The 20,871-nt window shown below is 72.1% G+C and carries 19 protein-coding genes and 1 riboswitch; of the genes, 13 read left to right on the plus strand and 6 right to left on the minus strand.

Features of this window, described 5'->3' with window-relative positions:
* Positions 1-72 precede the first annotated feature (72 nt).
* A riboswitch (TPP riboswitch) is annotated at positions 73-182 on the plus strand.
* The 6 genes from B4915_RS06735 (at position 176) to B4915_RS06760 (ending at position 6,551) form a co-directional block, all read left to right on the plus strand.
* On the plus strand, positions 176-1,321 hold the full coding sequence (locus B4915_RS06735) for a thiamine ABC transporter substrate-binding protein (protein ID WP_105805088.1): 1,146 nt from the start codon (positions 176-178) through the stop codon (positions 1,319-1,321). It overlaps the preceding riboswitch by 7 nt.
* Entirely contained in the window at positions 1,322-3,073 is a 1,752-nt protein-coding gene (locus tag B4915_RS06740; protein WP_105805053.1) for an ABC transporter permease, read from the plus strand. It begins immediately after the preceding gene.
* A gap of 35 nt (positions 3,074-3,108) precedes the next feature.
* Positions 3,109-3,678 (plus strand): nucleoside/nucleotide kinase family protein, encoded by a 570-nt coding sequence (locus B4915_RS06745; RefSeq protein WP_245907387.1) that lies wholly within the window; start codon positions 3,109-3,111, stop codon positions 3,676-3,678.
* Positions 3,679-3,729: 51 nt separating this feature from the next.
* Entirely contained in the window at positions 3,730-4,353 is a 624-nt protein-coding gene (gene purN, locus B4915_RS06750; RefSeq protein WP_105805054.1) for a phosphoribosylglycinamide formyltransferase, read from the plus strand.
* A 79-nt stretch (positions 4,354-4,432) separates the two neighbouring features.
* Positions 4,433-6,091: a bifunctional phosphoribosylaminoimidazolecarboxamide formyltransferase/IMP cyclohydrolase gene (gene purH, locus B4915_RS06755; protein WP_105805055.1), complete on the plus strand. Its 1,659-nt coding sequence runs from the start codon at positions 4,433-4,435 to the stop codon at positions 6,089-6,091.
* Between the two features lie 106 nt (positions 6,092-6,197).
* Positions 6,198-6,551, plus strand: a complete 354-nt coding sequence (locus B4915_RS06760) for a hypothetical protein (RefSeq protein ID WP_105805056.1) — start codon at positions 6,198-6,200, stop codon at positions 6,549-6,551.
* A gap of 81 nt (positions 6,552-6,632) precedes the next feature.
* Here the strand turns inward: B4915_RS06760 and B4915_RS06765 are convergent, their stop codons facing one another.
* A complete protein-coding gene (locus B4915_RS06765) occupies positions 6,633-8,156 on the minus strand; it encodes an aldehyde dehydrogenase (NADP(+)) (protein WP_105805057.1) in 1,524 nt (507 codons plus the stop codon).
* A 139-nt stretch (positions 8,157-8,295) separates the two neighbouring features.
* A complete protein-coding gene (locus tag B4915_RS06770; protein WP_105805058.1) occupies positions 8,296-9,321 on the minus strand; it encodes an agmatine deiminase family protein in 1,026 nt (341 codons plus the stop codon).
* 256 nt (positions 9,322-9,577) lie between these two features.
* On the opposite strand from B4915_RS06770, the gene B4915_RS06775 reads away from it, so the two are divergent.
* Together B4915_RS06775 and B4915_RS06780 are read left to right on the plus strand one after the other, a co-directional pair.
* Entirely contained in the window at positions 9,578-11,140 is a 1,563-nt protein-coding gene (locus B4915_RS06775) for an APC family permease (RefSeq protein ID WP_105805059.1), read from the plus strand.
* A 128-nt stretch (positions 11,141-11,268) separates the two neighbouring features.
* Complete coding sequence (locus B4915_RS06780) at positions 11,269-12,054, plus strand: gamma-glutamyl-gamma-aminobutyrate hydrolase family protein (protein WP_245907388.1); 786 nt, start codon at positions 11,269-11,271, stop codon at positions 12,052-12,054.
* 21 nt (positions 12,055-12,075) lie between these two features.
* Here the strand turns inward: B4915_RS06780 and B4915_RS06785 are convergent, their stop codons facing one another.
* Positions 12,076-12,540, minus strand: coding sequence for a flavodoxin domain-containing protein (locus B4915_RS06785; protein ID WP_105805060.1), 465 nt, complete (start codon positions 12,538-12,540; stop codon positions 12,076-12,078).
* Between the two features lie 145 nt (positions 12,541-12,685).
* Entirely contained in the window at positions 12,686-13,963 is a 1,278-nt protein-coding gene (locus B4915_RS06790; protein ID WP_105805061.1) for an FAD-dependent oxidoreductase, read from the minus strand.
* A gap of 256 nt (positions 13,964-14,219) precedes the next feature.
* Here B4915_RS06790 and B4915_RS06795 point away from each other — a divergent pair, with 256 nt between their 5' ends.
* From B4915_RS06795 to B4915_RS06815, 5 genes are all read left to right on the plus strand, one after another.
* A complete protein-coding gene (locus B4915_RS06795) occupies positions 14,220-15,440 on the plus strand; it encodes a cytochrome P450 (RefSeq protein WP_105805062.1) in 1,221 nt (406 codons plus the stop codon).
* A 130-nt stretch (positions 15,441-15,570) separates the two neighbouring features.
* The gene (locus B4915_RS06800; RefSeq protein ID WP_105805063.1) at positions 15,571-17,004 is read left to right on the plus strand and encodes a glutamine synthetase family protein; all 1,434 of its coding nucleotides are present in this window, start codon (positions 15,571-15,573) and stop codon (positions 17,002-17,004) included.
* Positions 17,001-17,753 carry a substrate-binding periplasmic protein gene (locus tag B4915_RS06805; protein WP_105805064.1) on the plus strand — a complete coding sequence of 251 codons (753 nt, stop codon included), beginning with the start codon at positions 17,001-17,003 and terminating at the stop codon, positions 17,751-17,753. Before B4915_RS06800 ends, B4915_RS06805 begins: the two co-directional genes overlap by 4 nt.
* Complete coding sequence (locus B4915_RS06810; protein WP_105805065.1) at positions 17,750-18,517, plus strand: gamma-glutamyl-gamma-aminobutyrate hydrolase family protein; 768 nt, start codon at positions 17,750-17,752, stop codon at positions 18,515-18,517. The genes B4915_RS06805 and B4915_RS06810 overlap by 4 nt, the downstream gene beginning before the upstream one ends.
* Before the next feature lie 53 nt (positions 18,518-18,570).
* Positions 18,571-19,317, plus strand: coding sequence for a type 1 glutamine amidotransferase (locus B4915_RS06815; protein WP_105805066.1), 747 nt, complete (start codon positions 18,571-18,573; stop codon positions 19,315-19,317).
* A 72-nt stretch (positions 19,318-19,389) separates the two neighbouring features.
* Here the strand turns inward: B4915_RS06815 and B4915_RS06820 are convergent, their stop codons facing one another.
* Entirely contained in the window at positions 19,390-20,109 is a 720-nt protein-coding gene (locus B4915_RS06820) for a cache domain-containing protein (protein ID WP_105805067.1), read from the minus strand.
* Positions 20,106-20,864 carry a FadR/GntR family transcriptional regulator gene (locus B4915_RS06825; RefSeq protein ID WP_105805068.1) on the minus strand — a complete coding sequence of 253 codons (759 nt, stop codon included), beginning with the start codon at positions 20,862-20,864 and terminating at the stop codon, positions 20,106-20,108. Before B4915_RS06825 ends, B4915_RS06820 begins: the two co-directional genes overlap by 4 nt.
* Positions 20,865-20,871: the final 7 nt, after the last annotated feature.

Raw genomic sequence — 20,871 nt, forward strand, 5'->3', positions numbered from 1 at the left:
GGGCCTCCTGCGCCGTCCGGGGAGCGGTTCCCTCGCGATGCCGAGGATCCTTCCGCGATGCTCTAGTCTGGAGGGGCAATCCACGGGAGTCCGCGCGCGGCGGGCTGAGAGGGAGCACGCGAGCTCCGACCGTTCAACCTGATCTGGTTCATGCCAGCGGAGGAAGGAAGCCTCGATGACGCCTGCACACCCCACCCCCAGCCGCGGCGATCGCCCGGAGCGCCGCGTGCGCGCCGCCCGCGCCCCGCGCACCGCCCTCGTCCTTGCCGTCGCCGGAGCCCTCGCGCTCGCGGGCTGCGCGACCGGCCCGGCGGGCGGCGCGGCAGAGGACTCCGGCGCAGAGGAGGCGAAGGGCGGCACGGTGGTGCTCGCCGTGCACGACAGCTTCCCCAACGAGGAGTTCGCCGCTGCCGCGAGCGCCGCGACCGGTTACGAGGTCGAGGTGGTCTCGGCGGGCGACGGCGGCGAGCTCACCAACAAGCTCGTCCTCACGAAGGGCGCCCCCATCGCCGACGCCTTCTTCGGCGTCGACACGAACTTCGCCTCCCGGCTCGTCGACAACGGGGTCGTGTCGCCCTACCGTCCCACCGGCTTCCCGGCGAGCGGCGAGGACTACGCGATCGCCGGGGACCACGGCGAGCTCCTGCTCACCCCGGTCGACCGGGGCGCGGTGTGCTTCAACATCGACACCGAGTGGTTCGCCGCCGAGGGCATCGAGGAGCCCGAGAGCTACGAGGATCTCGCGGACCCCGCCTACCGCGATCTGACGGTGCTGCTCGATCCGACGGCCTCCTCGACCGGGGCCTCCCTGCTGGTCGGCACGGTCGCCGAGTTCGGCGAGGACGGCTTCGCCGGCTACTGGCAGCGGCTCATGGACAACGGCGCGCGCATCGAGCAGGGATGGAGCGACGCCTACTACGGCCAGTTCACGCAGGGCGGCGAGGGCGGCACCCGGCCCATCGTGCTCTCCTACGCCTCCTCTCCCGCCTTCACCGTGAACGAGGCGGGCACCGAGACGAGCACCCGCGCCCTGCTCGACACCTGCACCCGCCAGGTCGAATTCGCCGGGGTGCTCGCCGGGGCCGCGAACGAGGCAGGCGCCCGGGCCGTGCTCGACTACCTCGTCTCCCGCGAGTTCCAGCAGACGATCCCCGACGCCATGTACATGACCCCGATCGACGACTCCGTCGAGATGCCCGGCTCGTGGGCGGAGCTGGCGCCCGAGCCGGCCGCGGGCCGCACCCACGACCTCGACCCCGCAGAGATCGAGCGCGGCCGTGAGGGCTGGCTGCGCACCCTGAGCGAGCAGATCGGGCTGTAGATGCCACGAGGATCGCGCGCGGCTCCGGGATCGCGGTCGGCCGCGATCCCGAGGGTCGAGGAGGCCTCCCGGATCGGTGCGGGAGACCCGCCCCGGCCCTGGGCCGTCGCCGCCTGGACCGCGGCCGCCGCGATCCCGCTCGCCTTCCTCTGCCTCTTCTTCCTCTGGCCCGTCGCCTCGCTCGTGGCGACCGGCTTCACCGCGGACGGGCGCTTCGACGCGAGCGGGATCGCCGAGGTCTTCGGCCAGGCGCGCAGCTGGCGCGTCATCGGGCAGACGCTCGCGCAGGCCGCGCTCGCCACCGCGGTGTCGCTCGCGCTGGGACTGCCCGCCGCCTACGCGCTCTACCGCCTCGACTTCCCGGGGCGCACGCTGCTGCGCGGCCTGCTCACGGTGCCCTTCGTGCTGCCCACCGTCGTCGTGGGCGTCGCCTTCACGGCGCTGCTCGGCCCGGGCGGGCCGCTCGCCTGGCTGGGGCTGGAGCGCAGCCTCGCGGTGATCGTCGCGGCCCTCGCCTTCTTCAACGTGACGGTCGTCGCCCGCACCGTGGGCGCATTCTGGGCGCGGCTGGATCGCAGCGCGGAGCAGGCGGCCCGGGTGCTCGGCGCCGGCCGGGTGCGGGCCTGGCTCACCGTCGTACTGCCGGCGCTCGCGCCCGCCATCGCCTCGGCCGCGTCGCTCGTGTTCTTGTTCGCCTCGACCTCCTTCGGGATCGTGCTGATCCTCGGGGGCCGCGAGTTCGCGAACGTGGAGACGGAGATCTACCGGCTGACCGTTCAGTTCCTCGATCTGCGCGGCGCGGCCGTGCTGTCGCTCGCGCAGTTCGCGATCGTGGGGGCGAGCCTGCTCGTCTCCGCACGGCTGCGAAGCGCGGGGGAGCGCGCCGTCGAACTGCGCGAGGAGGCCGACCGCGCCCAGCGTCCCGGCCTGGCCGATCTGCCGGTGCTGCTCGTCTTCGCCGTGAGCACCCTGCTGCTGCAGGTGGCGCCGATCCTGGCCCTCCTCGCCCGCTCGCTGCGCGACCGGGAGGGGGCGTGGACCCTCGCCAACTATCTCGCCTTGCTCGACCCGCCTGCCGAGCTGCCGCTCGACGAGCCGGTGATCGCGGCCGTCGGCCGTTCGCTGCGCATCGCCCTGCTCGCGGCGGCGATCGCGATGGTGCTCGGCCTGCTGCTCGCGCTCGTGCTCTCCCGCCGCCCCGCCGCCCCGGTCCTGCGCCGCGGGCTCGCCGTCTTCGACGGCCTCGTGATGCTGCCGCTCGGCGTCTCCGCCGTGACGCTCGGCTTCGGCCTGCTGCTCACCATGCACCGGCCGCTCGGCATCGGGCTCGATCTGCGCACCTCGGCCGCGCTGATCCCCATCGCGCAAGCGCTCGTGGCGCTGCCGCTCGTGGTGCGCACCCTGCTGCCGGTGCTGCGCGGCATCGAGCAGCAGCAGCGCCTCGCCGCCGCCTCGCTCGGCGCCGGGCCCCTCACGGTGCTGCGCACCATCGAGCTGCCCATGCTGGGGCGCTCGGCCGGGCTGGCGCTCGGCTTCGCGTTCGCGGTGTCACTCGGCGAGTTCGGCGCGACCTCGTTCCTGGTGCGTCCGGGCGAGCAGACGTTGCCGGTCGCGATCGCTCAGCTGATCGGACACCAGGCGCCGGGGAGCTACGGGGCCGGGCTCGCGGCGGCGGTCGTGCTCGCGGCGCTCGCCGCGACGAGCATGCTGCTCGCGGAGCGCCTGCGCACCGACGGACGGGGCGAATTCTGATGCGGGACCGGAAGGGATCGGGGAGCACGCCGCCCGTGGCTGCGAGGCCACGCGGGCCGGAGGTGATCGATGCGGCGACGCTCGACCCGGGCGCCTTCGACGAGGCGCGAGTGCTCCTCGTCGACGGGCGCTCGGGGGCCGGGAAGACGGAACTCGCGGCGCGGCTCGCGCGACGCTGGGGCGAGAACGGACGGGAGCCGCAGACGCTGCACCTGGACGAGCTGTACCCCGGCTGGGACGGCCTCGCCGCCGGATCCCGTGCCGTCGCCGGGGTGCTCGGCACCGGGAGTTACCGCCGCTACGACTGGTTCGCGGGCGGCTTCGCGGAGCGGCTCGCGATCGATGCCGGCCGTCCGCTGATCGTCGAGGGCTGCGGGGCGCTCACCGTCGCCAATCTGGCCGCGGCGAGGCGCTGGGCGGGGCCCGCGGGGACGGTGCGGGCGCTCTGGCTGGAGTGCCCGCCCGAACTGCGCCGAGCGCGGGCGCTCGGCCGCGACGGCGACAGCTACGCCCCGCACTGGGATCGCTGGGCCGCGCAGGAGGAAGCGCACTACGCCGAGCACCGTCCCTGGGAGCTCGCCGACCAGATCGTCCGCGTGCGATGAACCCGGTGCCGGTCCGCCGGGGCCCGTGTTCGGGGCGGGTAGACTGGGGCGGTGCTGAAAGTGGCGGTCCTGATCTCCGGCGGCGGCAGCAACCTGCGGGCCCTGCTGGACGCGACGGCCGAACCCGGGTTCCCCGCACGCGTCGCCTGCGTCGGATCCGACACCGACGCCGCCGGTCTCGCGCACGCTGAGGCGGCAGGCGTGCCGAGCTTCGTCGTGCGCCCGCGCGACTACGGCAGCCGGGAGGCGTGGGGACGCGCGCTCGCCGCCAGGATCCGTGAGCAAGGTGTGCATCCCGCGGCAGCAGCCGAAGCCGCGGAGCAGCCCGGGCTCGTGGTGAGCGCGGGCCTCATGCGGATCCTGCCCGCCCCGTTCGTCCGCGAGTTCTCTCCCCGCCTCATCAACACCCACCCCGCGCTGCTGCCGCTCTTCCCGGGCGCGCACGCCGTGCGCGACGCGCTCGCGGCCGGGGTGGCCGAGACCGGCGTCACCGTGCACGTCATCGACGAGGGCGTCGACACCGGCCCCGTGCTGCGGCAGGCGCGCGTCCAGCTGCGGCCGGGAGAGCGCGAGGACGAGCTGCACGAGCGCATCAAGGAGCTCGAGCGCCCGCTGCTCGTGCAGACCGTGCGCGACATCGCCACTGGCGAGCTCGACCTCGCTGCCGCGCACTGATCCCGAGCCCGAAGCCGCCGAGCCGATCCGTCCCGACCATCCGACCCCTGCCCCGCAGAACACCAGCGTAAGGAACTCCATGGCAGTCCAGAGCCACGACCCCAGCCTCTACGAGCACCGCGACCTCGTGCCCGTGCGGCGCGCCCTCATCTCGGTCAGCGACAAGGCCCGTCTGCTCGACCTCGCCGCGGCGCTCGCCGAAGCGGGCGTCGAGATCGTGTCCACCGGATCGACCGCGGCGACGATCCGCGAGGCCGGGCACGACGTCACCGACGTCTCCGAGGTCACCGGCTTCGCAGAGGCGCTCGACGGGCGCGTGAAGACGCTCCACCCCGCCGTGCACTCCGGCCTGCTCGCCGATCTGCGGCTCGCCGCGCACCGCGAGCAGCTCGCCGAACTGGGCTTCGCGCCGTTCGAGCTCGTCGTGGTCAACCTCTACCCCTTCGAGCAGACCGTCGCCTCGGGCAAGCCGGCAGCCGACGTCATCGAGAACGTCGACATCGGCGGCCCCGCCATGGTGCGCGCCACGGCCAAGAACCACGCGAACGCCGCCATCGTCGTCTCGCCCGCGCGCTACGACGAGATCATCGAGGCGGTGCGTGCCGGAGGCACCACCCTCGCGCAGCGCCGCTCCCTCGCCACCGAGGCTTTCGTGCACACGGCTCAGTACGACGCGGCCGTCGCGAACTGGTTCCTCGAGCAGGAGGATCGCGCGTGGGGCGACGCTCCCGCCGCCGCGGAAGCCGGCGCCGAAGCCTCTGTCGACAGCATCTTCGAGACCTCCGAGGCCTACGTCGGCTACGAGCTGTTCGGTCTGCGCGAGTCGGTGCTGCGCTACGGCGAGAACAGCCACCAGCGCGCCGCGCTCTTCACGGAGAACGAGGGGGCGGGCATCGCCCAGGCCACCCAGCTGCACGGCAAGGAGATGTCCTACAACAACTACGTCGACGCGGACGCCGCGCTGCGCGCCGCCTTCGATCACGAGCGCCCCGCCGTCGCGATCATCAAGCACGCGAACCCCTGCGGCATCGCCGTCGCCCCCGAGGGCGCCGCCGATCCCATCGCCGCCGCCCACGAGCTCGCCCACGCCTGCGATCCGCTCTCCGCATTCGGCGGCGTGATCGCCGCGAACCGCACCGTCACCGCGAAGATGGCGGAGACCGTGGCCGAGATCTTCACGGAGGTGATCGTCGCACCCGGCTTCGACCCCGAGGCGCTTGCGATCCTGACCCAGAAGAAGAACGTGCGGCTGCTCGTGCTGCCCGCCGGCTTCGCCCTCGACCCGGTCGAACTGCGGCAGGTCTCCGGCGGCTTCCTGCTCCAGGACGCGGACCGCTCTTTCGCGCCGGCATCCGCTTGGGAGCTCGCGGCGGGTGAGCCCGCCGACGCGGAGACCCTCGCCGAGCTGGAGTTCGCGTGGCGCGCCTGCCGCGCCGTGAAGTCGAATGCGATCCTGCTGGCCCGGGGCGGCGCCTCCGTGGGCGTCGGCATGGGCCAGGTCAACCGCGTGGACTCGTGCCGGCTGGCCGTCGAGCGCGCGGGGGAGCGGGCGCGCGGCTCGGTCGCGGCCTCGGACGCGTTCTTCCCCTTCGCCGACGGACTGCAGGTGCTCCTCGATGCGGGCGTGCGCGCCGTCGTCCAGCCCGGCGGCTCGGTGCGGGACGACGAGGTGGTGGAGGCGGCCCGCGCTGCGGGCGTGACCATGTACTTCACCGGCCAGCGGCACTTCTTCCACTGATCGCCGCTCCGCTGGACTCGGCGGGCGGAAGCACGGAGCGGGCTCGGCTCGCCGGGAAGCGAGCCGGAAGGGGCGTTTCCTCCCCTCTCGGGAGATAATGGGCGGCATGGAGATCGTTAAGGGTATTCTGATCGTTCTGCACCTGGTCGGCTTCGGCGCGGTGTTCGGCAGCACGCTCGCGCAGCTGCCGGCCGTGAAGCACGGCCGGGCGCGCATCACGCCCGGCATCATGCACGGTGCGAACCTGCTGCTCGTCACGGGGCTGCTGCTGGTGGCCACCATCTACATGACCGGGGGTCAGCCCAACAACGCGAAGATCACCGTGAAGCTGGCGGTGCTCGTCCTGATCTTCGTGCTCATCCTGGTCAACCGCAAGAAGGAGAACGTGCCGGGCGGCATGATCGGCGCCATCGCCGGGCTCTCGGTGCTCAACGTCGCGCTCGCGGTGCTCTGGAACTGAGCGCAGCGCGCGCGAAGGGGCGGGGCGGATCACACGATCCGCCCCGCCCCTTCGTCGTCTGCGCTGCGCGCCGGCCGGCGGCTACCGCCAGCGGGCTCCCCACGCGGTGGACTCTCCGGCGGGGGAGACGGACTGGGGGACGCCGCGGGGGTTGTCGTCGCGCAGCTCCGCAGGCAGGAACGTCGTGGGGGCGTTCTGGTAGGCGACGGGACGCTGGAAGCGGGAGATCGCGGCGGAGCCGACGCTGGTGCTGGCATCGTTGCTCGTGGCGGGCCAGGGGCCGCCGTGCTGCTGTGCGGGGGTGACGGCGACGCCGGTGGACCAGCCGTTGAAGAGCACGCGGCCCACCTGGCGGGCGAGGGCCGCGACGAGGGCCCGCAGCTCGTCTGCGTTGGGGGTGGAGCCGTCGGCCTCGGCTGCGCCGAGATGCAGGGTGCCCGAGAGGTTGCCCTCGAAGAACTCGGGGACGAGAGGGGCGAGCGGGGTGCCCTCTGGCACCTCGACCACGATCGAGAGCGGACCGAAGGCCTCCTCGACGAGTGCGGCCTTGCCGGCGCGGAAGCCGGCGAGCGGGACCGCGGCGATCGTCGGGGTGGCCCAGCCCTGGCCGTCCTGGTCGAAGCGGAGCGCCCCGGGAACGATGGTGCGCACGCCCGGGGTGCCGAGGATCGCGTCACGGCGTTCGGCGAAGCTCTGCGCGATGCGCGGGTCGAGCAGGCGGTGCTCGGCGGCGAAATCGGCGGCGGCGGCCTCGATCGCCGCCGGGAGGGCGGACCCCTCGGGGACGAAGACGAAGCCCGGCTTGGTGCAGAGCTGACCGGCTGAGCCGGACACGCTCGTGAGGTAGCCGCGTGCGATCTCCTCGGCGCGCTCCGCGATGGCGTCCGCGGTGATGAACACGGGGTTCACGCTGCCGAGTTCGCCGTAGAAGGGGATGGGCGCGGGGCGGTTCGCGGCGATGTCGGCGAGGAGGCGGCCGACACGGATCGAACCGGTGAAGGATCCCGCCTGGATGCGCGGGTCCTGGAGCACCGCGACACCCGCCTCGCGGCCGTGGATGAGCTGGAAGACGCCGTCGGGCATGCCGGCTGCGGCGAGAGCCGTGGACGCCACCTCGGCGGTGGCGTCGGAGAGCTCGGGGTGGCCCGAGTGCGCCTTCACGATGAGCGGGCAGCCGGCTGCGAGGATCGCGGCGGAGTCACCGCCCATCACGGAGAACGCGAAGGGGAAGTTCGAGGCGGAGAAGTTGATGACCGGTCCGAGCGGCAGGTGGGTGCGGCGCAGATCGGGGCGGGCGCCGAGCGCGAAACCGGGGTCCGCGGGGTCGATGCGGGCGTCGAGGTAGGCGCCGTCCACCACCGTGTCGGCGAAGAGGCGCAGCTGCACGGCCGTGCGGGTCACCTCGCCGGTGAGCCGGGCCTCCGTGAGCCCCGTCTCGCGCGCGGCGATCTCCACGAGCCGCGGCTTCGCGCCTTCGAGGGCGTCGGCGACTGCGACGAGGGCGCGTGCCCGGTCTTCGGGCGCGGTCGCCGCGAACGCGGGGGCCGCGGCTGCGGCGCGGGCGACGACCGCCTCCAGCTCGGGGGACAGGGACGCGTGGCTCATGCGGGTTCCTTCGGGTTCGGCGGTTCGGCGGTTCGGCGCGCTCGCTGGGCGCGCGCCTCACCATGTTCCCACGGCGCGACACGCGGCCGATCCTGCCGCCTCGCACAATCCCGCGCCTCCGGATCGTGCAAGAATACGGTCATCCCACTCGGGGCTGCTGCTGCGTGATGCAGTGGATGCCGCCTCCGCGGGCGAACAGCGGCCGCGCGTCGATCCCGATCACCTCGCGGCCGGGATACACCTCCCGCAGCGTGGCGAGCGCGCGGTCGTCCGCCGGGTCGTCGAAGGCGCAGGCGAGCACCGCGTCGTTGATGACGACGTGGTTGATGTAGCTGTAGTCGACGTAGCCCTCCTCGTCGCGCAGGGTCTCGGGAGCGGGGAGGTCGAGGATCTCGAAGCCCGCCGAGGTGTCCGCGCGGTAGCGCTCCGCGACGGCCCGGTTGGTCTTCGCGACGGGGTGGTCGGGATGCGCCGCCGCGTCCTGCCGGTGCATGAGGAGGACCTCGGGGGTGGCGAAGGCGGCGAGGATGTCGGAGTGGCCGCGGGTGCCGAAGGTGTCGTGGTCGCGGGTGAGGCCGCGCGGCAGCCACATGGCGCTGGTGGCGCCGATGGTGCGGGCGAGCTCCGCCTCGACGCGCTCCTTGCTCCAGCCCGGGTTGCGAGCCGGGTCGAGCTGGACGGTCTCGGTGAGGATGACCCGGCCGGCGCCGTCGACCTGGATCCCGCCGCCCTCGTTCACCATCTCGGAGTCGATGCGCTCCGCGCCCGCCGCCTCGGCGACGATGCTCCCGATGTGCTGGTCGTGCTCCCAGCTCGCCCAGTCCTGCGCGCCCCAGCCGTTGAAGACGAAGTTCACGGCGCCGAGCCTGCCGTCGTCGCCGATCACGAAGCTGGGGCCGATGTCCCGCATCCACGCATCGTCGAGGGGGGCGGAGAGCAGGGTCACCTGAGCGGAGAGGTGCCGGCGGGCGACGGCCTCGTCGCCCGGGTTCACCACCATCGTGACCGCCTGGAACTCGGAGGCGGCGTTGGCGACGGCGGCCCAGGTGCGCCGCGCCTCCTCGGCCTCCGCCTCGGTGTCGCCGAGGGTGTATCCGGTCGTCGGCCAGGCGAGCCAGAGCCGCTCCTGCGGGTGTCCCTCAATGGGCATGGTCCACGTGGTCATCCGGTTCTCCTTCGAGCTCTGCGCGTCACGGTACCGGACAGTCTACTGGGTGGGTGACCAATAGGAGCCCTTCCCGGGTGGGCTGAAAGCTTCATTTCTGCATGATTCGATTACCTTTTGATGACAGCTCGGTCTCGGTGCTGCTTCGAGGCTTGCCGAGAAAATCATCTACATGTAGCTTGTATCAGACGTGTCCGCCGAGCCGACGGCCGTCTTTCTTGAACAGGCAATCAGGTACAAGGGAGTACTCGCGACCATGTCAGAACACACCTCCACGGCCGAGCATCACGATGAGGATGCGGCGCATCTCGCGTCCCTCGGCTACACCTACGATCCGACGTTCAAGCGCGAGATGGGCTTCTGGGGGAACGTGTCCCTCGGATTCACCTATCTCTCGCCCATCGCCGGCGTCTACGCGATGTTCGCCCTCTCGTTCATGTCCGCGGGGCCGCCGATGGCCTGGGCGCTCGTCATCTCGCTCGTCGGCCAGTTCTTCGTGGCGCTCGTCTTCGGCGAGGTCGTCTCGAACTACCCGGTCGCCGGCGGCGTCTACCCCTGGTCCCGCCGGCTCTGGGGTCGCAAGTGGGCGTGGATGAACGGCTGGGTCTACGTGTGGGCGCTCATCGGGACCATCGCGGCGGTGGCCTACAGCCCCGCGCCGTTCATGTTCGACATCTTCCGCGGCTACAGCCCCGACAATGCCGACCCGACGCCCGGCGTCACCGTGCTCATCGCGCTTGGCGTGCTCGCCGTCGCCACGATCCTCAACTTCCTCGGCACGAAGGTGCTGAGCATCGCCGCCATGGTCGGCCTCCTGGCCGAGATGATCGGATCGGTGGCGGTCGGCCTCTACCTCATCATCCGCAACTTCGTGAAGCTCGGGGCGGGTGATCCGACGGGCCACACCTTCGGGGTGTTCTTCGACAACCAGGGCATCGGCAACGACGGTCCCTTCGGCAGCGGCATGGGCGGCTACTTCGGCGCCTTCGCCTGGGCCGCGCTCATCGGCATGTACGCCTACTACGGCTTCGAAGCCAACGGCGACGTCGCCGAGGAGGTCAAGGACCCGAGCCGCCGCGTGCCCAAGTCGATGCGCATGACGCTCTACATCGGCGGCGTCACCGCGAACCTGCTCGTGTTCTCGCTCGTGCTCGCCGTGCCCGACTACTCTGCGGTGGCGGACGGGACGGTGGCGAACCCGATCAGCGCGGCGATCAGCGAGGCCTTCGGGCCGGTGTTCCCGATCATCATGATCATCGTCTGCATCGCCTTCATCTCCTGCGTCACGAGCCTGCAGGCCGCGGCGAGCCGCCTGATGTTCTCGATGGGGCGCGACGGATTCCTCCCCTCCTCGCACCAGCTCGCGAAGACGAGCGCGAAGCACGCGGTGCCCTACAACGCGCTCATCACCGCGGCGGTCATCCCGGCGATCTTCATCGTGCTGTCGCTCTTCGCCGAGAACGCGCTCACCGCGCTCATCGGCTTCGGCACCGTGGGCATCTACATGGGCTTCCAGATGGTGGTGCTCGCCGCGCTGCGCGCCCGCATCCTGGGCTGGAAGCCGGCCGGCAAGTTCAAGCTCGGCAAGTGGGCCTACTTCGTGAACATCGTCGCGCTCGTCTGGGGCGTGCTCGCCATCGTGAACATCGCCTTCCCGTGGCCGATCAACGGGAACACCTTCCTCGACTGGATCATCCTGCTCACGACGGCGATCATTGTCGCCTTCGGCTGGATCTACATGCTCGCCTCGAAGGCCTACACCAAGGGCGACGCGCCCGCGGCCGACGCGAGCGGCCCGATCAAGACCGTGGCCCGGTAGCGCGCCCGGTCTCGCGCTGAGAGCAGCGGGTGGCGGACCCGGAACGGATCCGCCACCCGCTGCCGCGCGCCGAGCGCGCGCCTCCGAACCCGACCCCCGTTCCACCCATCAGCACCGGAAGGACCCCCGTGCCCGGCCTCATCATCGACGCAGACCAGTTCCGCCCCCAGCCCCACGAGGACCCGGACGGGCCGATCATCCCGATGGTGGTGTCGCTCGGCTTCCCCGGCATGGATCAGGCCGCCGCGGGCATCCAGGGCTCCACCACGCGGCACGCCTTCGAGGCGGTGCGGCTCGCGGGCGGCAGGCCCCGGCTCGTGCCGTACACGACGGGGGAGCCGCTGCTGCCCCACGCAGAGGCGCTGGCGGGGGCACGCGGCATCGTCTTCCTCGGCGGCTCCGACGTGGACCCGGGCTGCTATCGCTACGAGGGCGAGTTGCCGGCGAATCTGCACGGCATGGACCGCCGCGGCGACGACTACTGCATCGAGCTGATGCGGCGGGCCGTGGACCGGGAGCTGCCGCTGCTCGCGATCTGCAAGGGCTCGCAGCTGCTCAACGTCGCCTTCGGCGGCACGCTGATCCCCGACATCGCCGACTACGCGCTGCACCACGGCGCCCCGGACGAACCGCTCTTCCTCGACGAGGAGGTGCTGCTGGAGCCGGACTCCCACCTTGCCCGGCTCTACGGCCGCGAGCGGCTCACCGTGCGCACCGGGCACCATCAGGCCGTCGACGCGGTGGGCACCGAGCTGCGGGCCGCGGCCCACGCCCACGATGGCATTGTCGAGGCGACCGAGCACCGCGAGGCCGAGTGGGTGCTCGGCGTGCAGTGGCACCCCGAGGAGCAGGACGCCGAGCTCGCCGACCGCGCCCTGCTCTTCGGCGAGCTCGTGCGCCGCGCGCGCGGCTGAGCGGACCGCCCGGCGGGCCGCTCAGCTCGCGGCGGGGGCGCCGGCCGCTTCGAGCACGCCGGGGAGCCACTCCAGGGCGACGTCGCTGCCGAGGTCCCAGGAGGAAGCGTCGTGCCGGCCGTACTCTCCCACGCGCTCGGCGCCCTGCTCCGTGAAGCGGCGGTCGATGTGCTCGCTGCCCTGGCTGTAGGTCTCCTCGTAGAAGGTGTCTCCCAGGCCGAACATCGCGTAGCGCACGCCGTCGAGACGCGGCGGCGCCGCGTCGAAGGCCTCGATGAAGGGCAGCGCCGTGTTCGGCGGGTCGCCCTCGCCGTGGGTGGAGCAGACCACCAGGTAGAAGCGCTCCGGGGTGAGATCCGCCGGATCGAAGCGCTGCAGGTCGATCACCTCGACGTCGTCGAAGCTCTCGCGCAGCGTCGTGCCGAGGTCCTCGGCGATGAGCTCGGAGTTGCCGGATTCGGTGCCGTAGAGAACCGTGAACTTCACAGCGGGGTTCCTCTCTCGTGGGGTCTGGGGTGGGGTCGTGCGCCCGGGCCGTGCGGCCGGGCGATCGATGGTCTGGGGCGGAGGCGCCCGGCTGCAGGATGAGCGCCGGGCCCCCGGTACGTCTCGGGATCCCGCGGCCGGCCGTTCACTCGCCGCGAGCGACCGCGAGCATGCGCTCGTGGTCGGGGTCTTTCCGCCTGGCGCGGCCGGGTGCGGCCGCCGCGCGCTCGTGGGCGTCGAGGGCGAGCCACTGCCCGGCGTCGATCGCGCGCTCGCGGAGCTCCGCGGGAAGACCCTCGAAGCCGGGCCTGCCTGGCCGGACCGCGAGCGTGCCGTCCGCGAGGTCGGCGGCGATCTCCTCGGCGACCGCCTTGGCGCAGGCGCGATTCTCGGGGATCGCGCCGCGAGGTCCGCGCTTCGCCCAGCCGGTGCGGTAGAGGCCCGCCTCGATGCGGCCCGATTCGGCCGGCTCCGAGGTGAGCCACGCGAAGGGGTGGCCGGGGGCCGACTCGAAGCCGATCGCGGTGACCACGGAGGTGGCGGGGATCGTCACCGTCTCACCATCGGCCGAGGCGAACTCGACCGCCTCGACGCGGTCCCCGCCGAGGATGCGCTGCGGGGTCAGGCCGAAGCGCAGCGTCACCTCGGGGCCCCCGGAGTGCGGGCGCTCGGGCGAGATCATCTCCGCGATCGCGGAGAGCCGCGCGATCACCGATCGGTCGCGCTCCGCGTCTGCGGGGGCGTCGAGCGGGTCGGGGCAGCGGTATGCGGCGCGGGGGAGCGCCGCGAGCTCGCGCAGCATCTGGGGATCTCCCTTCGAGAGCGCGGCGGCGGAGCGGCTGACGAGGGTGACGCGCTCGGCCGGCGCTGCCAGGTAGGCGTCGAGCGCGGCATCCGCGACATCGCTGCCCGCGTAGTCCTCGCGGTCCTTCACCAGGAAGCGCAGCACGTCGAGGGCCACATTGCCTGCGCCGACCACCACCACCTCGGTTCCGAGCGGCGGAAGCGCGGTTCCCGCGTGGGGGTGGCTGTTGAGGACCCTGGTGAGCGCACCCGAGCCGATCACTCCCGGCAGATCCGCCCCCGGCACTCCGAGCCCGCGGTCCGCGTCGAGCCCGGTCGCGATCACCACCGCGTCGAAGAGGTGCCGCAGCTGCCCGAGCGTGACGTCGCGGCCCACCTCGATCCCGCCCGCGAAGCGTACGGCCGGGTCCTGGAGGAGACGCTCGAACTGCCGCGTGATCGCCTTGGTGTGCTGGTGGTCGGCCGCGACGCCGTAGCGCACGAGACCGTAGGGGGCCGCGAAGCGCTCGAAGATCGTGATCTCGCAGCCGGGGACGGCGCGCAGCAGGGACTGGGCGAGGTAGCAGCCGGCGGGGCCGCTGCCGATCACGGCGACTCGCGGCTTCGTGGGTGACGACATCGCAGCTCCTTCGCGGTGCGGTGTGTGTTCGGGTGCGGGACGGCGCTCCATCCGGGCAGTGCGCGGGACTCGGGAGACCGATGGGGACAGTGTAGCCGTAAAAAAACCGGCTCTGCATGTAATCCGGCCTTGAATCTGGCATTTACACGAGCGTAACCTTTGGATCCTTGCTTTATAAAACATTCATGGATAGCTTATTTCTCAACCGACCGCTCCCCAGGCCGGGCACGATCACGATTCGACAAAGGAGTGCTGCATGACTGATCAGTCGATCCAGGCGGAGGTTCCGTACCTCGACATCGCCTCCCCGGCGTTCGCGATGAACTCCGAGGCGGTGCGCAACGCCCGCGAGCAGAGCTGGTACGCCAGGACGAACTACGGCATCGGCGTGCTGCGCTACGCCGAGGTGACCGAGCTGCTCAAGGACCCGAGACTCAACCAGGGCAGCGCGAAGTGGCCGGACTACCACGATGTGCACTCGGGCATCTTCTACGACTGGTGGGCCAAGAACCTGCTGGTGCTCGAGGGGGAAGAGCATCACCGCATCCGCCGCCTCCTCAACCCCGCCTTCTCGCCCACCGTGGCGCGCAGCCTCGAGCCCGCCTTCGCGGCGATCGCGAACGAGCTCATCGACGAGATGAAGGCGAAGCACGCCCGCGGCGAGCAGGTCGAGTTCGTACACGACTTCTCCGAGCCCTTCGCCACCCGCGCCCTCTGCGCCATGCTCGGCGTCGACCACCAGCACTGGCCGTTCATCGCCTCGCGCGCCAACACGATCGGCTACGCGCTGAGCGTGAACATCAAGGAGGACATCGAGGAGATCGACCAGGCGGTGCACGAGCTCTACGACTTCGTCGAGGAGCTCATCGAGGACCGCAAGAAGAACCCGAGCAACGACGTCGTGACGAAGCTCGTGCAGTTCACCCAGGACGGCGACAAGCTCACCGACGCGGAGCTGCGGAACGGCCTCGTGCTCATGCTCTTCGGCGGCATGGACACGACCCGCAACCAGATCGGGCTCATCCTGCAGACCTACATGCGCAACCCCGATCAGTGGGAGCTGCTCGCCTCCGACCCGGAGAAGTACGGCAAGGCAGCCCTGGAGGAGGGACTGCGCGTCAACCCGACGACGCGCTGGGTGACCCGCGAGGCCAACGAGACCTTCGAGTTCCACGGCCTGGTGATCGAGAAGGGCACCACGGTGCACCTCTTCACGATGTCGAGCGGCACCGACCCGGTCGCCTTCCCCGACCCCGAGGTCGACCTCACCGCCACCGACCGCAAGCAGCACCACACCTTCGGCGGCGGCGTGCACCACTGCCTCGGCCACTACATCGCCCGCGCCGACATCGGCGTCGCCCTGCCGCTCCTCGCGCAGGCCTTCACCGACATCAGCTGCCCCGGCGGCGACGAGTGGCTGCCCGACTCCGGCAACCACGGACCGGTGCGCCTGCCCATCGACTTCACGGTGCGCTGAGGGGCTGCGGGATCGACCCCCGCCGCCCCCGCACCGCGGATACCGGGCGCCGCTGCGATCCGCGACCCCGAGCTTGCCCGGCTCACGCCGCACCGGCCCCACCCCTTCCAATGACGAAAGGACCCCCCACATGTCCGAGCTGAACACCGGCGGGCGCTTCGGCGCCGCCCTGCGCGAGCTGCTCGACGATCGCAGCGCCTTCGAGCGCCATCAGGACGCGAATCTGCGACCCGAGGTCGTCGCTGCCCTGGGCGAGCGGATCCGCGAGACCGGCGTCAAGTACATCTACTACATGATCCCCACGCTGGGCAGCCGCACCGTCGCCAAGGTGATCCCCGCCCACCACTACGAGCGGCTGCTGAAGAAGGGCATCGCCTTCCACCGCACCGCGCTCACCGATCTGCAGACCAGCCGCGAGGGCGAGCTCATCGGCGGCGGCGTCGCCGCGCACGAGTTCTGGGCGCTGCCCGATCCCGAGACCTTCCAGGTGCTGCCGTGGGATCCCGAGGTCGGCCGCATCTTCTGCACCGCCTACGACCCGCCGCAGCTGGGCGCCGAGGGCGGCAAGCTCGTGCCCCTCGACACCCGCGCGCTCTTCCGGGCTGCCCACCGGGGCTTCACCGAGCGCACCGGCTTCGAGCTGCGCAGCGGCCTCGAGCCCGAGATGACGTGGACGGGCGAGGGGATCGAGGTCGTCGCGAAGCAGGACGCGAGCCCTGCATACCAGGTCGAGAACCTGGAGAAGATGCGCCCCGTGTTCAAGAAGATCATCAGCTACGCGCAGGCGCTCGGCTTCGACATGATCCAGGGCGACTACGAGGACGACGGCCAGATCGAGCTGAACTGGAACTATGACCGCGCCGAGCTCACCTCGGAGCGCATGACCACCTACCGCCAGATCTGCAAGCAGGTGGCCCGCGAGCTGGGCCTGCAGGCGAGCTTCATGGCGAAGCCCTACAACGGGAAGATGGGCAACGGGTGCCACCACAACCTGAGCCTGTGGCGTGTCACCGAGGACGGCGAGGAGAACATCGTCGAGGACGGCCGCGTCGAGCTGCACGTGACCGACACCGCCCGCAATGCGATCGGCGGCATGCTGCTGCACACGCCGGGTTCGATGCTGGTCATGGCGAACACGGTCAACTCCTACAAGCGGTTCTGGGACGCCGGCCAGTTCGCCCCCTCCGGCGCCGACTGGGGCTTCGACACCCGCGGCGTCGCCGTCCGCATCTCCGCCAACGGCCGCATGGAGTACCGCCTGCCCGACGCCTCGGTGAACCCCTACCTCTCGCACCTGTACCTGCTCGCGGCGATCGAGCACGGGATCGAGGCGAAGATCGACCCGGGCGACCCGGGCCAGCCGACGCCGGACATCGCCGCGGTGCGCGTGCCCAACACCCTCGGCGACGCGATCCAGGCCTTCGAGGCCGACGAATACCTCATGGGCGCCATGCCCGAGGAACTCACCCGCATCTTCCTGCAGCTCAAGCGCGACGACTGGGGACGCTACTGCGGCCTCATCACGCAGTGGGAGTTCGATCAGTACTGGGAGGCCATTCCGTGACCGAGGCCACGAACTCAGCCGGCGCGCAGGCGGCGAACGGCCGCGTGCTGCGACTCGCCTGCATCGACTCCGAGGCGCTGCCGCTCTTCGCGAAGAGCCCGGACGGCATCACGCGCGACGGCTACGAACCCGAGGCGGCGGCGCTCATCGCGTCCCGCCTCGGGGGCGGCCCCGCCCGCATCGAGTGGGTGATGGTGCCGTGGGAGGAGATGATCCCCGCGGTGCGCCGCGGCGACGCCGACGCCGTGTGGTGCGGGCAGGGGGAGACGCCCGAGCGCGCCGCCCTCGTCGACTTCACCCGCCCCTACGCCGTCTTCAACGAGACCCTGGTCGTGCGCGCCGACGACCCGGCCCGTTCCCCCGAGGAACTCGCCGGCTACCGTATCGGAGCCATCAAGAACTCCACGAACATGAAGCTCGCCGAGACCTTCCCCGGCGTCGAACTCGTGGAATTCGAGGGGGAGGACGTCTGGAGCGACATGATCGCCGCGACCCGCTCGGGCGCGATCGACGGCTTCGTCGACGACGACGTGGTGATGATCCCGCTCGGCCGCGAGGATCCCGACTTCGTCGAGGCCTTCACGGTGCCCACCGGCAACCGCTGGGGCGTGGGCGTGGCTCCCGGGAACGATGCGCTGCGCGAGGAACTGAACGCGGCGCTCGAGGGGTCGATCGCCGACGGCGCGCTGGAGGCGGTCTGGAAGAAGTGGATGCCGCTGCTCGACTTCCCGCTGACGAAGGAGGCATGAGCGTGCGGGGGGACGCGACGGGCGGCGCAGCGGCCGGCCGCGGCGAGCAGGGCGCGGCCCGGGTCCCGCGGATCGCGGTGACGGGCATGTGGTCGAATCAGATCCACGGCCTCCGCTTCGACGGCAGCGCCGTCTCGGGAGCCGTGCTGCGCGCCGTGATCCGGGCGGGCGGCGAGCCGCTCGCGCTCTTCGCGGAGAGCGCGCTGGCCCCGCGGGATCGCCTCGCGGGCTTCGACGCGCTGCTCGTGCCGGGCGGCAACGACGTAGATCCGCGCCGCTACGGCGAGGAGCCCCTGCCGACGACGACCCCCGCCGACTTCCCCGCGCAGGACGACTTCGAGGCGGGGATGCTCGCGGCGGCCATCGAGGCGGGCCTGCCGACGCTGGCGATCTGCCGCGGCTTCCAGCTGCTCAACGTGGAGTGCGGCGGATCGCTCGTGCAGGACGTCGCAGCCGACAGCATCCACCGCAACTCGGTGCACGAGGTGACGGTGTCGCCGGGATCGCGGCTCGCCGGGGTGCTCGGCGCACGCGCACTGCCCGTCTCCTCCTACCACCATCAGGCGGTCGATCGCGTGGGCGCGGGCTTGCAGGTCACCGGGCTGGCGCCCGACGGGACGGTCGAGGCGCTGGAGCACGCCGCGGCGCCGCTGCTCGCCGTGCAGTGGCACCCCGAGGACACGGCCGCGAGCGACGAGCGGCAGCACGCGCTCTTCGCGTGGCTGATCGAGCGGGCACGGGAGAGAATGGACGGCGAGGCGTGAACGCGGGACGTGCCGCGGACGGAGCGCGGGGGCAGGGATCGAGGAGCGACGGCATGGGCGAGCCACGTGTGCTGGTGATCGAGCACCAGGGGAACGCCGGCCTGGGGCAGCTGCGGGAGCCGCTGAGCCGGGCGGGACTGCGGATCGAGACCGCCGGGCCCGACGCCGGCGTCCCCGTGCCCGGGGCCCTCGACGGCTATGACGCGCTGATCGTGCTCGGCGGCGCCGTCGGGCCGCTCGACGACGAGCAGGCGCCCTGGCTGCCGGCGACGCGCGCGCTGCTGGCAGAGGCCGTGGACCGGGCGGTCCCGGCCCTGGGCATCTGCCTCGGCGCGCAGCTGCTCGCGACGGCGACCGGCGGCCACGTGCGGGAGATGCCGGCGGGGCCGGAGATCGGCCTGTGCGAGGTCGAGTTCGACGGGACGGCTGCCGAGGATCGGCTCTTCGCCCCGCTCGCGGGGGAGCGGGTGCCGGTCATGCAGTGGCACTACCTGGAGGCCGATGCGCTGCCCGCAGGGGCGCGCCTCCTCGCGTCGAGCGCGGCGTGCCCCCACCAGGCTTTCCGGCTGGGCGAGGCGGCGTGGGGCGTGCAGTTCCACCCCGAGGCGGTCGGCACGCAGGCGGTCGACTGGGTGGAGGAGGATCCCGAGGGGCTGGTGCGCATCGGCGCCGATGCCGGCTCGCTCGTCGCGGCGGTGCGCGCCGCCGAGCCACGGCTCGCCAAGCTGTGGCAGGGCATGGCCGGGCGATTCGCCGGGATCGTGCGCGCGGAAGCCGCCAGGGCGCGGCCGGTGCGGTAGGCCGGCGGTTCGGCGCGAGCGGCTCGGCCCGCGCGCGGATCGGCCCGCGAGCGGCTCGGCCCGCACGCGGCGTCAGCCGGCGGCGTCGCCGGTCCGGTAGATCAGCTCGATGCCGGCACCCTCGGCGCCCAGCAGCCGCCGCTCGAAGCCCGCGGGCGCCTCGGACACGAGCGTGCCGGGAAGCAGCCGCGAGCTGTTGCCGACGAGCACATTGCCGCGGCTGCCGACCAGGGCCATCTCCGCCCCGGCGCCCTGCAGCACGGGGAGGAAGGCGCCCTCCAGATCGGCCACCTGGATGTCCGCCGCGACGACCCCGATGCGCGTCCCGCGCACCGCGGCGGGCAGCGTCAGCGTGACGATGTAGGCCTCGACCCCGAGGAAGTCGTAGTAGGGCCCCACGAGCGCGGGCAGGCCCTCGTCGTAGGCCCGCGTGAACCACTCGTGGTGCTCGTAGTCGTAGAAGCGGTCGCCCCCGGGCACCACGCCGAAGGTGAAGCTCGCGAAGCGGGTCTCGTCCTCCCGCACCCACCACTCGAGGTGTCCGCGTTCGAGGCCGAGTGCCGCGCGGGAGAAGATGATCCCGCAGCCGTCGACGACCGGATGCTCCGCCAGGTAGCGCACCGCGAGCGTGCGCAGGCGGCGCCGCGCGGCCTCGTTCGGATCGGGCCGGCCCGCTTCATCGAGGTCGAGGACCCCGATGAAGCGCTCCGTGAGCGCTGCGAGCTCGGCGAAGCGCTCGTCCAGCCACTGCTCCACCTGCGCCGCGACGCGCTCCGCCGAAGCCGCCGTCATCGCTCCTCCTCTGCCTCGGCGTGCAGCGCGAGCTTGCCGTCGATGATGAGCCGCATATTGCCGCGCACGTGCTCCACGGCGAGCCGCTGCGCCTCGTCGGGCCGCTGCTGCTCGATCGCCATCACGATCGCGAGGTGCTCGGTGAAGGCCTGCTGGGTCGACACCCGGCAGATGCCCTCCCCCCACAGGAACGGCGACAGCTCGGAGTGCAGCCGCTGCTCGCTGGCCAGCAGCCGGCGCGAGTGGCTGAGCACGGCGACCTCGAAGTGAAAGCGGCTGTCCGCAAGGGAGCGCTCCCGGCCCGTCCGCGCCTCGCGGGCGGCAAAGGCGAACTCCGCGAGCCGGGTGCGCAGGCCGGGCCGCGTGCGCTCCGCCGCGAGCCAGGCCGACATGCCCGAGATCGCGGCGTGCTCGTCGAAGAAGTCGCGCAGCGCGACGACGCTGGTGCCGAGCAGTGAGTTGCGCAGCACCCCGGGCGAGGGGAAGGGGGCCTGCACCACGAAGGTGCCGCCGTTGCGGCCGCGCCGGGTCTCCACGATGCCCTGCGCGCGCAGCTCGGCGAGCGCCTTGCGGAGCGTCGCCACCGCCACCCCGAACTGGCCGGCGAGCTCAGCCTCCACCGGCAGGCGCTCACCGACCGTCAGCACGCCGATGGAGATCGCGGAGGCGATGCGCTGGGCGATCCCCTCCACGCTCGGCGCACCGGGGTCGGCCTCACCGTGGGGGGAGGCCGATCCCAGCGAGGGGCGCTGCACGTGCGGA

It is taken from the genome of Leucobacter massiliensis (genome assembly GCF_002982315.1).
Classification (GTDB): Bacteria; Actinomycetota; Actinomycetes; order Actinomycetales; family Microbacteriaceae; genus Leucobacter; species Leucobacter massiliensis.

Excerpts from the sequence above, each read along its gene's own strand:
- B4915_RS06815 (WP_105805066.1), top strand. The coding sequence starts at position 18,571 with ATGGGCGAGCCACGTGTGCTGGTGATCGAGCACCAGGGGAACGCCGGC.
- B4915_RS06735 (WP_105805088.1), top strand. The coding sequence starts at position 176 with ATGACGCCTGCACACCCCACCCCCAGCCGCGGCGATCGCCCGGAGCGC.
- purH (WP_105805055.1), top strand. The coding sequence starts at position 4,433 with ATGGCAGTCCAGAGCCACGACCCCAGCCTCTACGAGCACCGCGACCTC.
- B4915_RS06770 (WP_105805058.1), bottom strand. The coding sequence starts at position 9,321 with ATGACCACGTGGACCATGCCCATTGAGGGACACCCGCAGGAGCGGCTC.
- B4915_RS06790 (WP_105805061.1), bottom strand. The coding sequence starts at position 13,963 with ATGTCGTCACCCACGAAGCCGCGAGTCGCCGTGATCGGCAGCGGCCCC.
- B4915_RS06810 (WP_105805065.1), top strand. The coding sequence starts at position 17,750 with ATGAGCGTGCGGGGGGACGCGACGGGCGGCGCAGCGGCCGGCCGCGGC.
- B4915_RS06820 (WP_105805067.1), bottom strand. The coding sequence starts at position 20,109 with ATGACGGCGGCTTCGGCGGAGCGCGTCGCGGCGCAGGTGGAGCAGTGG.
- B4915_RS06800 (WP_105805063.1), top strand. The coding sequence starts at position 15,571 with ATGTCCGAGCTGAACACCGGCGGGCGCTTCGGCGCCGCCCTGCGCGAG.
- B4915_RS06740 (WP_105805053.1), top strand. The coding sequence starts at position 1,322 with ATGCCACGAGGATCGCGCGCGGCTCCGGGATCGCGGTCGGCCGCGATC.
- B4915_RS06775 (WP_105805059.1), top strand. The coding sequence starts at position 9,578 with ATGTCAGAACACACCTCCACGGCCGAGCATCACGATGAGGATGCGGCG.
- B4915_RS06760 (WP_105805056.1), top strand. The coding sequence starts at position 6,198 with ATGGAGATCGTTAAGGGTATTCTGATCGTTCTGCACCTGGTCGGCTTC.
- B4915_RS06765 (WP_105805057.1), bottom strand. The coding sequence starts at position 8,156 with ATGAGCCACGCGTCCCTGTCCCCCGAGCTGGAGGCGGTCGTCGCCCGC.
- B4915_RS06795 (WP_105805062.1), top strand. The coding sequence starts at position 14,220 with ATGACTGATCAGTCGATCCAGGCGGAGGTTCCGTACCTCGACATCGCC.